This window comes from Streptomyces nigrescens (assembly GCF_027626975.1).
Lineage (GTDB): Bacteria > Actinomycetota > Actinomycetes > Streptomycetales > Streptomycetaceae > Streptomyces > Streptomyces nigrescens.
In genome coordinates this window covers 3,905,511-3,918,046 of the sequence record NZ_CP114203.1, presented here as the reverse complement: position 1 = coordinate 3,918,046, position 12,536 = coordinate 3,905,511, and the positions used below count along the sequence as shown (strand labels likewise).

Sequence of the window (12,536 nt, the reverse complement as noted above, 5' to 3'; positions counted from 1 at the left end):
ACCGCGCGCCGGCCGGTGGGGCCTGTGGACAACTCCACGGCGAGGCCGCCGGGGCCCGGCCGGCGCGGGTGCTCAGCCCTTGCTGACGGCCCCCAGAATCTCCGGCAGCCGCCCTACCACCCGCGGCGCAGCCAGCCGCAGCCCCAGCACCGCGATGCCCACGCCGTAGACCACACCGGCCGGCAGCAGCACCCACAGCAGGTGGTGCAGACCGGCGACATGCAGCCAGATCGTCAGGCCCAGCAGCGGTGCGCACAGCACGGCACCCGCCACGACGCCGCCGAAGAGACTGAACCAGGCGATCGCGCCCTGTCCCGGTGCGACGTTCTTGTTGCCCTCCGAGGGGATCGAATACGGGAAGAGCGCCGAGGACAGCGCCCCGGTGGCCAGCAGGGCGCCAAGCACCGCCAGCGAGAGCCCGTACACCTCCAGGAACGCCGACCACGGCCCGATGAGCGCCGCGCTGCCGATGACGACCAGCGTGACGTACGGGACGGCCACCAGCGCCAGCGCCAACGCGCGGGCGCGCAGCTCCTGATAGGCGTCCCGCGGGGTGGCGATCGTCGAGGCGACCATCCAGAACGCCGAGGTGTCCTGGCCGAACTGGTTGTACATCTGCAGGCCGAGCAGCGTGGCCGCCGAGAACGCGGTGTAGATGCTGCCGTTGCCCTGTACGGCCGAGATGACCGGTACCAGCAGTCCGGCGGCGAGTGCGGTCGCCCACGACATCTTCGACTTGGGGTCGCGCCATCCGTAGCGCAGCGAACGGAGGATGACCGTGCCGGTGCGCCCGCGCGACAGCAGCCGCGCAAGGCCCCGCTCCCCGCTGCGGCGTGCGCTGTCCTTCTCCACCGCCTGGAGGGTGGAGGAGTCCGGGGACGTCATCAGGGTGGTCAGGGTGCGCTGCCACCACCACAGCAGCAGGACCAGCGCCAGCACCGTCAGCCCCAGGCCGGCCAGCGCCCGCCCGTACTCCCCGTGTCCGGCGTCGTCGACGGCGCCCACCGCCGACACCGGCGGCACCCAGCGCAGGACGTTGCCCAGCGGCTCCAGTACGGACAGGCCGTCCGGCCGCCCCAGCTTCTGGGCGGCGATATTGACGCCCTGGGCGCCGATGGCGATGAACAGGCCGCTCAGCACGGCGAGATCGCGGCCCCGCCGGCTGGTCAGCAGCCGCACCGAGGCAGTGGCGACCGCCCGCGCCAGCGACACGCAGACCAGCACCACCAGGACCACGGCCACCACGCCGACGGCCGCGGCGGCCGCCCCGTCCGCGACCGCGATCACCGAGCCGGTCACCAGCGCCAGGGTGACGACCGGGCCGATGCCGACGAGCGAGGCCACCAGCAGCGAGACGATCAGCGGCCGCGGCCGCAGCGGCAGCATGACCAGCCGGGTCGGATCGAGGGTCTCGTCACTCGCCGGGAAGAACAGCGGCATCGCCGCCCAGCCCAGGGTGAGGATCCCGGTGAGCAGCACGACCAGCGCGCCGACATGGGGGTTGCCGCGCAGCGCGATCAGCCCCACCACGACACCCGAGGCGAACAGCAGGCCCACGATGACGGACGAGACATACGCCAGCGTGCGCCCGGTCGACTGACGCAGCCCGTTGCGCAGCAGCGTCAGCTTCAGCCGTACGAAGACGGCGGTCAGGGACGGCGCGGCGGCCGGGCCTGCGGCCACCGCGGCGGATTCGGTGCTCATCGGGCGCCGCCACCGCCCAGCCAGTCCAGGTTCGCTCCCGCGCCCCGGTCGTTCGCGCCGACGAGTTCGAGGAACGCGTCCTGAAGCGAGGGCGCCGCGCCGCGCACCTGCGCGAGCGGGCCGTCCGCCCGGATCTGCCCGGCGGCGATCACCGCGACCCAGTCGCAGAGCGACTCGACCAGTTCCATCACATGGCTGGAGAAGATCACCGTCGCGCCGGAGGTGGTGTAGCGCTCCAGTACGCCGCGGATGGTCTGCGCCGATACCGGGTCGACGCCTTCGAAGGGCTCGTCGAGGAAGAGGACCTCGGGGTTGTGCAGCAGCGCCGCCGCCAGCCCGATCTTCTTGCGCATACCGGTGGAGTAGTCGACCACCAGCTTGTGCTGCGATCCGGCCAGATCGAGCACGTCCAGCAGCTGCGCGGCCCGCTTGTCGACCTCGTCGCCCGGAAGGCCGCGCAGACGCCCTATGTAGCCGAGGAGTTCGCGGCCCGACAGCCGCTCGAAGAGCCGCAGCCCCTCGGGGAGCACCCCGATCCGGGACTTGACGGACACCGGGTCCCGCCAGACGTCGTGCCCGCCGATCTCGACCAGCCCGGCGTCCGGCCGCAGCAGGCCCGTCACCATGGACAGGGTGGTGGTCTTGCCGGCGCCGTTGGGGCCGACCAGTCCGATGAAGCGGCCGGCGGGCAGCGTCAGATCGATGCCGTTGACGGCGATCTGCTCGCCGAACTTCTTCCACAGGCCCTGGATGCGGACGGCGGGCGGGCCGGCCGCTTCGCCCCCTGGGGCCGTGGCCGATCCGCCCGCAGAAGCGGCCGTGGTGCGCTGCGGCGGTGCCGATGCGCCCCGCTCATCGATGTGTTCCGGCTCGTTCGCCACCGGTCCTGCCCTTCGACGTCCCCGCAGGGGCCGGTCCCGACCCCCGTCGGCATCCCACGATACGGGCGGATACCGGGACGGGGCCGGGCAGTGGACACTCCTGTGGACAACGGGTGCGTTCGCGACCCGGGATCAGCGTCCCCGGAGAGCGACCGCGTCCCGTGCGCAGGCATAGGCGAGCGGGCTGATCAGCTCCTCCGCGTCCGGCAGCCAGCGGTTGGCGGGGGTGGGGCGGCGCGCCCACTGCACCGAGCCGTGCGCGCCCACCCGGGTCGGCGGTGCGGCGATGTACTCGCCCTCGCCGCGGCAGATCAGATCGAGCGCGGCCGGCGCCCAGCCCAGGGTGCGTACGAGGGCGGGCACCTTCACCGAGGCGCCGGGAAGGACGAGGAAGAGCATCCGGCGGTCGGGGGTGCGGGTGACCGGACCGAGCGCCAGCCCCATCCGCTCCATACGGGCCAGCGCCAGACAGCCCGCCGTCTCGGGCACGTCGAGCGCCTCGAACGTCCGGCCCGTCGGCAGCAGGATCGAGGCCCGCGGATGCTTGCTCCACATACGGCGGACGGCGGTCGCGCTGCCACTGGCCTGTCCGGCCCAGCCGGGGCCGGCGGGGTGCGCGCCGGGTGCCGCGCAATCGACGGCGTCGCACGAGCAGCGCGGTGTCTCACCGTCGTGCTCCAGCCATGCGCCGGGGAACACGTCCCAATGCCGTTCTTCCGCGTAACGCACCGCAGTGTCGAGCAGCTGCTCGCCGCGCTGCAGGGGAATTTGCGAGGCTCCTGTGACTCCGATGGTCTCTTCCACGCTGAGGACAACTTCCGCTGTCACCAAGGGTTACGGCTCAGGGGTGAACCCCCCGGCGCATCGTTCTCGCACGTGGGGCGCATGGGTGCACCGGTGGGGGCGCGTATGCGGGCGGGGCCCGAGGAACGGGTAGCCACCTGCCTGACGGGCGGAGGGACCGCCCGGCGGCGGTCCGAAGTGCACCCGGGGGAGCCCGGCACGGCGGCGCCGCGATCTGTGCACGGCACCGCGCAGCCTTCCCCACCCGTGAACGGCGTTCGGCACCGAGGAAGCACCGGACAGGGCGCAAAGCGCTCATAACCGAGCATCCTCTGCAACGCGCATATCACAACGATCCTCCCTATCGCGCATATTCAGGATCTCTCGGATATCCGGCATATTCCTGGGGAATCGATCACGGGGAGCGGCGTTCGACGGTGAACGCACAGCGGTACACAGGGGGTACAGCATGGCCGCCAGGCCACTCGTCGCACGGCAGCCCAACGAACGGCTGCAGGCGCTGATCCAGGAAGCCGCCTGTTCCAACGCGGGGCTCGCCCGTCGCGTCAACATGTGCGGTGCGGAACACGGTCTCGACCTCCGCTACGACAAGACCTCCGTGGCCAGATGGCTGCGCGGACAGCAACCACGGGGCCGCGCGCCGGCCGTCATCGCGGAGGCGCTGGGGCGCAAGCTGGGGCGCACGGTCACCATCGACGAGATCGGGATGGCCGACGGCAAGAACCTCGCGTCCGGGGTGGGGCTGCAGTTCTCGCCCACCGTCCTCGGGGCGATCGAGCAGGTCTGTGAGCTGTGGCGCAGCGATGTCGGCCGGCGCGACTTCCTCAGTGGTTCCACGGTCGCGGCGTCCGCCCTGGTGGAGCCCAGTCGCGACTGGCTGATCACGGGGGCGGACACCCAGGTCGCCCGGAACGCCGGCGCCCGGGTCGGGATCTCGGACGTCGAGGCGGTCCGCGCCATGACCACGGCGCTCAGCGAGCTCGACCACCGTTTCGGCGCCGGACATGTCCGGCCGGTCGTCGTGCACTACCTCAACAGCGTGGTCTCGGGGCTGCTGGCCGGCTCCTACCGTGAGTCCGTCGGGCGGGAACTCTTCGCCGCCGTCGCGCGGTTGACCGAACTGGGCGGCTACATGGCCGTCGACACCGGCCAGCCCGGCCTCGCCCAGCGCTACTACATCCAGGCGCTGCGGCTGGCCCAGGCGGCCGGTGACCGCGGCTACGGCGGCTATGTGCTCGCCGCGAGCATGAGCCATCTCGCCGCCTCGCTCGGCAATCCACGGGAGATCGCCCAGCTCGCGCGCGCCGCGCAGGAAGGCGCCCGCGGCCATGTCACACCGCGCGTGGAGGCGATGTTCTGCGCGGCGGAGGCCCGCGGGCATGCGCTGATGGGCGACGGCCGGGCCTTCCAGGTGGTGGCGGGCCGGGCGGTCGCCGCGATGGAGCGCGCCGACGCGGCCGCCGAAGCGGGCGACGACCCCGTCTGGATCGCCCACTTCGACCAGGCCTACCTGGCCGATGAACTCGCCCACTGCCACCGCGACTTGGGGCAGCCGGGGCCCGCCGCGCAGCGGGCGCAGGAGGCGCTGGACGGGCATCCGGCCGGCCGCGCCCGGCGCCGGGCCATCGGTCTGCTGCTGCTGGCCGGCGCCCAGGTGCAGCAGCGCGAGGTGGAGCAGGCCTGCCATACGGGCACCCAGGCGGTGGATCTGCTGAGCGGGCTGCGGTCGGACCGTGGCGCGGAGTATCTGGAGGACTTTCAGCTGCGTTTGGAGCCTTATCGGGACGAACCGGTGGTGCGGGAGTTCAGCGCGCGACTGGAGCTGAGGGCCACGGCGGCGTGAGCAGCGCCCCAAGACGGGGCGGCGACTGGTTTGTCGTGCCACGTCGGGTTTGTCGTGGGACGCCGGACGACCCGGACGGCGGGGCCCGCCCGGGGCCTTCCGCGGGCGGGCAGGGGCGGTGACCAGGCGACGTGGTCGAACGTTGCTGCGACCCGGTAGCGTGCAGCCGACGATTCCGTAGGTCTGCACGTTGGTAGGAGTCACGGTGACGCAGAGCGGACAGGGTCACGACCCGCAGAATTCTGCGGCCGGTCCCGCGCGAGAGGGCATTGTGCTGCCCGCCAACGGTGAGCCGTGGGTGCCCGACCAGCAGGCCGCGCCGCCGGCCGGCCAGCCGTGGGGCCAGCCCTGGGGACCCGGCCAGCAGGCCGCCCCCGCCCCGCAGCCGTACGGCGAGGCGCCCGCCCAGGGCCAGCAGCCCGCCGCACAGCAGGGGTACGGCCAGGGCCAGCAGCAGAGCTACGGTCAGGGCCCGCAGCAGGGGTACGCCCCGGCGCAGCCGCCGGCCCCGCAGGGTCCGGTGCCGCCGCAGCCGCAGGGTGGCCAGGGCTTCCCGGCGCCGCCCCAGGAACAGCAGCAGGCGCCGCAGGCCATGCCGCCCTCGATGCCGCAGCAGGCGCCCCAGCAGCCCGCCGCACCGCAGCCGCAGACCGGCTTCGACGCCGAGGCGACGGCGCTGATGCCGCACGGCGCACAGCCCGGCCAGGGTGCGCCCGGCGCACTCCCGCCCGAGGGACAGCAGTCGTACGGGCAGCAGCTCCCGCAGCAGCCGTACGGGCAGCCGGCCCCGCAGCCGCAGCAGACCCAGCCCCCGCAGCAGGCCCAGCAGCCTCAACAGCAATACGGGCAGCAGCCCCAGGGCCCGTCCGGAGAGCTGGTGCGGGCGACCCCGCAGACCGGTGCGCCGCTGCCGCCCGCCTCGGGCGACGCGGAGGCCACCGCGCTGATTCCGCCCTTCGACGCCCGGTCCGGCGGCCCCGGCGCCGCGCCGCTGCCGCCCGAGGCGGCCTCGCGCCCCGAGACGCCCGACGAGTCCACGACCATGCTGCGCGCGATCAAGCCGACGCAGGGCGGGCCCCAGGGCCGGCCGATGCCGCAGTCCCAGCCGATGCCGGGCGCCCCGGGCGCGGGCGACGCCGAGGCCACCCAGCTCATTGCGCCGGTGGGCGCCGGTGCTGCGCCGCCCCCGCCGCCCGGCGCGCCCTACGGCGTGCGCCCCGGCGCGCCCGGGGACCGTCCCACCCCCTCCGAGTTCGACGGCCTGTTCCGCGACGGGCCGGGCGCGCCCGGCCAGGCCGGACAGACCGGCGCCCCGGACTCCACCGCGCAGCTGCCGCGTTTCGAGGACCCGGGCCGCCCGCCGTACGGGCAGCAGGGCCAGAGCCAGGGCTACGGACAGCAGTTCCCGCCCGGCGGCGGCTACGAGCCGAAGCCCACGTTCGACGACGGCGGCGACAGCGGCCGCCGCCGGCTCGCCCCGGCAGTGATCGTCGGCATCGTCATCGTGGCGCTCGCGGGTGCCGGACTCGGCCTCGGCTGGGCGCTGAGCGGCGGAAGCAGCGAGGACACCACGAAGAAGCAGGGCTCCGGGGCCGGCACGACGAAGAAGGCCAAGGAGCCGGAGAAGCCGAAGCCGACCACCGACCCGGCCGAGGCCCAGGCCAAGGGGCTGGACGCGCTGCTGGGCGACAGCAACAACAGCCGCTCCTCGGTGATCGGCGCCGTCAACAGCATCAAGTCCTGTGACAACCTCGGCGGCGCGGCCAAGGACCTGCGGGCCGCGGCCGGGCAGCGCAACGACCTGGTGAAGCGGCTGCAGCAGCTGCCCGTCGACAAGATCCCGAACAATGACCGGCTGACCGCCGCGCTGACCAAGGCCTGGCAGTCCTCGGCGTCCGCGGACAACCACTACGCGGCGTGGGCCGGACAGGTCGGCGGCAAGAAGGGCTGCCACAAGGGCAAGGCCCGGGTCACCCGGCAGACCGCCCAGGGCAACGCGGCCAGCGGTCAGGCCACCACGGCCAAGAAGCAGGCGGCACAGATCTGGAACCCGCTCGCCAAGAAGTACGGGCTGACGGAGCGCCGCCCCGAGCAGCTCTGAGCGCCGGACGGGCGGGCGGCGCCGCGCTCCCCATGCGGGCGGGCGGCGCCGCGCTCCATGCGGCCCGCTCCAGACGGCGCGCTACAGGTACCGCGCAGGCGCCGCGCCGGGCTGCCCGCCCCGTCCCGCTCAGCTGTCCGGGCGCCGCCGTTCCAGCGTCTTGGTGACGTTCACGAAGCCGTGCTGGGCGGCGACCAACTCGCCGTCCCGGACGACCTGGTAGGTCACCGTCCCGTTCACGATGCGCGGGAAGTCCTGGACGGCGAGCATGTCGTCCTCGCGCCAGCGCAGCTTCGGGGTCAGCCCGCCGGTGTCGACGGCACGGTCACCGCGGTCCAGCGTCGTCTGCAGGGCGTGCGGGGTGATGTCCTCGATGCCCTCGTCATCGAGATCCTCGATCAGCGAACGCAGCACGGTGTAGGCGATCCAGGTCGTCTGTGTGCCCTGGTCGGCGGGGTCGATGCGGTTGTCGTTGAACGCGAAGTCCTTGATGACCTTGCGCATCGGCTCCCAGCGTGAATCGCCGGCGGCCGGATACCAGCCGGTGATGTCCGCGCCTTCCAGCGGCCCGGATCTGCCGCCCGTACGGTTCACCAGCGACTGGCCGACGCTGCCCAGAACGGAGGCGACCCGCACCTTGGGGCTGTCCTCCTGCAGACGCCGGAACGAGTCGAAGAACGCATCGGTGTGATCACCGAGCGAGGCGGTCACACAGGAGCCGGCCGCTTTGCCGCCGGCTTCCGACGTGCCGTAGACGAGCGGGTCGGCGCCCACACCGTCCAGGGCGCGGTTCACCTCGGTCGAGTAGTCGGTGCCGTCCTCGGGCGCCTTGATGTCCTTGGCCGGGTGCCGGCTGCCGCTCTCCAGGCCGGAGTTGAGCAGGGACGGCATCTGGTCGCCCTGGATGGTGTCCGGGCGGACCAGCGCGACGCGGCTGCAGTCGCGCGCCAACTGGCGGCCGTTCCCGGCGAGCAGGGAGGCCTGCCCGCCGTTGACGGGATAGGACAGCGGGCTCTCGAACTCCTCGTCCGAGGCGCCGTAGCCGCCGATGAAGGGGACGCCCTTGACCTCCAGCGGCGACATGAACGAGCGGCCGAACTGGCTGTAGGAGCCGACGACGGCGACCGCGCCCTGGTCCACCGCGCGCTGGGCGCACTGGGCGGCGGACACCGAGTCGTTGCGCTCGTTGCAGGTCAGCACCCGTAGGTGGTGGCCCCTGATGCCGCCCTGGGAGTTGACCCAGCGGGCGTAGGCCTGCGCCATGGCGGGCATACCCGGCATATTGGTGGCCTTGGTGCCCTCGGGCGCCCAGGTCATCACCGTGACCGGGTCCTTCTCCCCGGAGTCCCCCGAGGCTCCGGGGAGGGAGCCGCAGCCCGAGAGCAGTGACGCGATGACCGCCGTACATGCCACCGTCGAAGCGACCGCGGGAGCATGAGCAAAAGGGCGGGGGGAGGAGCGTCGCCGTCCGGTCATGACACCGCAGCCTTCCGTCCTGCCAGGAACGGGTGAGTGACGACAAGGCAACGGATGGTGACGCGAAGGTGAATTCCGGGGGGCCGCTTGAGATCATCCGTGCGGAACGTACGATCCAATACTGTGCAAGGTTCGGAGAAGTCTTCCCGTCGCGGCCGCCGCTCGACCACCATGGGCGGTATGCCACTCAACGACATGCCGTGGTGGCGCTGGCGCAGCAATGTGCGCTCCGCGCTGCACATGCTCTCCGACCCCGCCTTCCAGCAGGAGACCTGGCTGGCCGGACGGCCCGGGTACGGAGATGTCACCGACGCCGTCTACCGGCTCGTCGAGGACACTTGGCTGGACAACTGGTCCGCCGAGAAGTACATCGGCACGATCTTCCGGGACGCCCAGGAAGCACAGCTCGTCGATGTCGCCGTCCTGCGCGTGCTGCGGATCATGCACCAGGTCGGTGCGGACGCCCCGGTCGCCGCGTACATGGCGCACCAGGGCTGGCCGGAGGCCGTACACGCGGCCCGTGAGGCCCATGTGCAGCTGGCCGCCGCGGACGGTGAGGACCCCGATGCCGCGCCGCGCTCGCTGGAGGTGCTGGCCATCATGACCGGTCAGGCGGAAGCCCCGGCCTGACCTGCTCCGCGGGTGTGCGACCCTATGAGGTCATGAGCGAGTCGCAGCCCACCACCCAGCCCGGTCCGCACGATCAGTACGTCCTCACCCTGTCCTGCCCGGACAAGCAGGGCATCGTGCATGCCGTGTCCAGCTACCTCTTCATCACCGGCTGCAACATCGAGGACAGCCAGCAGTTCGGCGACCACGACACCGGGCTGTTCTTCATGCGGGTCCACTTCAGCGCGGACACCTCGGTGAGCGTCGACAAGCTGCGGGCCAGCTTCGCGGCGGTGGGCGACTCCTTCGGCATGGACTGGCAGATCCACCGGGCCGACGAGAAGATGCGGGTCATCCTGATGGTGTCCAAGTTCGGGCACTGCCTCAACGACCTGCTGTTCCGCTCCCGGATCGGCGCGCTGCCGGTGGAGATCGCGGCCGTGGTCTCCAACCACACGGACTTCGCCGAGCTGGTCGGCTCGTACGACATCCCCTTCCACCACATTCCGGTCACCCGCGACACCAAGGCCGAGGCCGAGGCGCAGCTGCTGGAGCTGGTGGCGGCGGAGAACGTCGAGCTGGTCGTCCTCGCCCGCTATATGCAGGTGCTCTCCGACGATCTGTGCAAGGCGCTGTCCGGCCGGATCATCAACATCCACCACTCCTTCCTCCCGAGCTTCAAGGGCGCCAAGCCGTACCACCAGGCGCACGCCCGCGGGGTGAAGCTCATCGGCGCCACCGCGCACTACGTCACCGCGGACCTCGACGAGGGCCCGATCATCGAGCAGGAGGTCGAGCGCGTCGGCCACGAGGTCACGCCGGACCAGCTCGTGGCGATCGGCCGGGACGTGGAGTGCCAGGCGCTGGCGCGGGCCGTGAAGTGGCACAGCGAGCGCCGGGTGCTGCTGAACGGCAGCCGGACGGTCGTCTTCGCGTAACAGCCGGAATACCTTCCGCACCGCTCACGTTGTGGCCCCGAGGGGGCGCTCGGACCCCCTACGGGACATGTTCGACCGCCCCCTACTGGCAAGCCGCCCCTACTGGCAAGCCGCCCCTGCCGACGAGCGCTAGAGGCGGGACAGCGACGCGGTCGCGAACAGCACATCGCGGATCGCGTCGCGTTCGCCGTTCTGGCCGGCGGCGGCCTCCTCGGGGGAGATATGGCCGGCGGCAAGCTGGCAGAACTCGGCGCTGTCCAGGGCGATATGCGCGACGGTGCGGTCCGGGGTGCCCAGGGCGGCCGGTGAGTCCAGCGCTATGTACCAATGGCCACCGCCGTTGCCCTCGACCTCCAGATGGAGCGTACGGCCCGGGGCGCCCGCCTCGACCAGCCGCTGCGGCGGCGCGGCGAGCCCGGCCCGGCGGCGGTCGGCCAGCGCACTGGGCAGCAGCCGGGCGGCGAGGTCGACCATCTGGTGGAGATGCCCGGCGGCCGGGGGAACGTACGGGTAGTCCACCGCCTCGGCGATATCGCCGGCATGCACCCAGCATTCGAAGGCGCGGTCCAGGAACGAGTCGCGCAGCGCGAGCCGGAAGTCGCCGTACGGAACGGCGAGTTCGGCGACCTTGCTGCCGGCGAACGACACCTGTCTCATCAGCGCGTAGCTCTGGTCGCGCCACGGTGCGTGGATGGCGAGCGGATTCTCCCTCTCGTCCGCCGCGCGCCAGAACGTTTCCGTACGGATGAGGGGGTCCGGGGTGCCGGGCGGGGCGGCGGTGCCGAGCGGGTCGGTCAGCCCGAGCGCCGTCGCGACCAGGCCGTCCACCGCCATCAGATGCCCCATGACACCGGCGACGGTGGTCTCCCGCTCGACCGGGCGCTCGCCCTCGAACCAGCGCAGCCGCACCGGGGCGCGCCACTCCGCCTCGCCCATGTCACGCAGCAGCGCATCGAGTTTGGCGGTCTCCGCGTCGTACGGCGACGCCCAGTCGGGCACCGGGATACGGGCCGGCCGCCGGCCCAGACAGCCCTCCAGGACGCGGGAGCGCAGCAGCGGATCGAGGTCGAGGCTGTCGGCGGGATGCAACAGCCCGACGGCATCGCGCAGCCGCAGCGCCTCGTCCGCACAGGAGGCGCAGTCGGTCAGATGCGCCTCGACGGCGGCCGTCTCCTCGGCGGAGCAGGCCGACAGCGCCCAGGCACCGAGCAGCGACTTGAGGATCCGGTGCGGCGGGGCCGGATCCGGGTCGGGGACGGGCAGGGGCGCGGCGGGCGGCTCGGACCCGGGCCCGGCGTCCGGAAGGGTGCCGAAGGGGTCGGTCACCGGGTCGGCGACGGGCACCGGCGGGGTGTCCGGAAGGGGGCCGTGGTCCTCGGCCGCGGAGCGCGGGGAGGGTATCCGCGGCCGCTCACCGGGGCTGCCGGGCAGCTCGCGGCCGTCCCATTCGTCCGGGCCCTTCACCGCGACCGTCCATGGCCCGGACCGGGCGGTGCGGAGGTTCCCGGGCCGGTGTGCTGGGTGTGCGGCGGGAGCGGGCCGCGGGGAGCGTGCGGCGCGGCGGGGGAGGAGCGCGGGGCGCGTGCGGAGTACGAGGCGCGGTGGCCGGGTGGCAGGGCCTGGTGGTGATGGGCGGTGGAGAGCAGCTGGAGGCCCAGGCGGAGCCGGCGCCGGGCCTCGTCCTCCGTGACGCCGAGGTCGGCGGCGGTCTGGCGGTAGTCCCGGCGCTGGAAGTACGCCAGCTCCAGTGCGGCCCGCAGGGGCGCGGGCATGGACGTGACGATGTAGTCGGCGCGGGCGGCGGTGGAGGCCTCGCGGATCTTCTGCTCTATCTCGGCGGGCGCCGGGGCACCGTCTCCGCAGTCGCGTGCCGAGGCCGCCTCGGTCTGGCGCAGCCGCTGGACGGCCTGGTGGCGGGTGACACCGGCGATCCAGGAGCGCAGCGGGCCCTGCTTGGGGTCGTAGGAATCCGGGTGTTCCCAGATGTAGGTGAACACCTCGCGGGTCAGGCGGTCGGCGGCGTCCTCGTCGTCCAGGACACGGTGGGCGAGGCTGTGCACGAGCGAGGCGAAGCGGTCGTAGAGCTCGCCCAGCGCAGCGGCCTCGCCGTGGGCGAGCCGCTGTTGCATCCGCCTGTCCCAGCGCGGTGGCGCGTCGTGTCCCATCGGAACCCCATCCCT

General features: G+C 72.8%; 10 protein-coding genes. 4 read left to right on the top strand and 6 right to left on the bottom strand.

Translation table 11 applies throughout. The annotated features are described in order from the left end of the window. Positions 1-72 precede the first annotated feature (72 nt). The 3 genes from STRNI_RS17415 to STRNI_RS17405 form a co-directional block, all read right to left on the bottom strand. On the bottom strand, positions 73-1,704 hold the full coding sequence (locus STRNI_RS17415) for a transporter (RefSeq protein WP_277411558.1): 1,632 nt from the start codon (positions 1,702-1,704) through the stop codon (positions 73-75). Beyond that, complete coding sequence (locus tag STRNI_RS17410) at positions 1,701-2,585, bottom strand: ABC transporter ATP-binding protein (protein ID WP_381845312.1); 885 nt, start codon at positions 2,583-2,585, stop codon at positions 1,701-1,703. Before STRNI_RS17410 ends, STRNI_RS17415 begins: the two co-directional genes overlap by 4 nt. Positions 2,586-2,717: 132 nt before the next feature. Next, on the bottom strand, positions 2,718-3,389 hold the full coding sequence (locus tag STRNI_RS17405; RefSeq protein WP_277411557.1) for a bifunctional DNA primase/polymerase: 672 nt from the start codon (positions 3,387-3,389) through the stop codon (positions 2,718-2,720). Positions 3,390-3,837: 448 nt separating this feature from the next. Here STRNI_RS17405 and STRNI_RS17400 point away from each other — a divergent pair, with 448 nt between their 5' ends. After that, the gene (locus STRNI_RS17400; protein WP_277411556.1) at positions 3,838-5,232 is read left to right on the top strand and encodes an NsdA family TPR-like regulatory protein; all 1,395 of its coding nucleotides are present in this window, start codon (positions 3,838-3,840) and stop codon (positions 5,230-5,232) included. A 205-nt stretch (positions 5,233-5,437) separates the two neighbouring features. After that, complete coding sequence (locus STRNI_RS17395; protein ID WP_381845310.1) at positions 5,438-7,333, top strand: hypothetical protein; 1,896 nt, start codon at positions 5,438-5,440, stop codon at positions 7,331-7,333. A 129-nt stretch (positions 7,334-7,462) separates the two neighbouring features. Here the strand turns inward: STRNI_RS17395 and STRNI_RS17390 are convergent, their stop codons facing one another. Then, positions 7,463-8,809: an ABC transporter substrate-binding protein gene (locus STRNI_RS17390; protein ID WP_159486696.1), complete on the bottom strand. Its 1,347-nt coding sequence runs from the start codon at positions 8,807-8,809 to the stop codon at positions 7,463-7,465. Positions 8,810-8,980: 171 nt separating this feature from the next. Between STRNI_RS17390 and STRNI_RS17385 the strand changes: the two genes are divergently transcribed. Together STRNI_RS17385 and purU are read left to right on the top strand one after the other, a co-directional pair. Continuing rightward, the gene (locus STRNI_RS17385) at positions 8,981-9,439 is read left to right on the top strand and encodes an SCO4402 family protein (RefSeq protein ID WP_018089622.1); all 459 of its coding nucleotides are present in this window, start codon (positions 8,981-8,983) and stop codon (positions 9,437-9,439) included. Positions 9,440-9,471: 32 nt separating this feature from the next. After that, complete coding sequence (purU, locus tag STRNI_RS17380) at positions 9,472-10,356, top strand: formyltetrahydrofolate deformylase (RefSeq protein WP_018089621.1); 885 nt, start codon at positions 9,472-9,474, stop codon at positions 10,354-10,356. 129 nt (positions 10,357-10,485) lie between these two features. Here purU and STRNI_RS17375 read toward each other — a convergent pair whose 3' ends face one another. Beyond that, positions 10,486-11,820, bottom strand: coding sequence for a zf-HC2 domain-containing protein (locus tag STRNI_RS17375; RefSeq protein ID WP_159486694.1), 1,335 nt, complete (start codon positions 11,818-11,820; stop codon positions 10,486-10,488). Next, positions 11,817-12,521 carry an RNA polymerase sigma factor gene (locus STRNI_RS17370; protein WP_190076357.1) on the bottom strand — a complete coding sequence of 235 codons (705 nt, stop codon included), beginning with the start codon at positions 12,519-12,521 and terminating at the stop codon, positions 11,817-11,819. Before STRNI_RS17370 ends, STRNI_RS17375 begins: the two co-directional genes overlap by 4 nt. Positions 12,522-12,536: the final 15 nt, after the last annotated feature.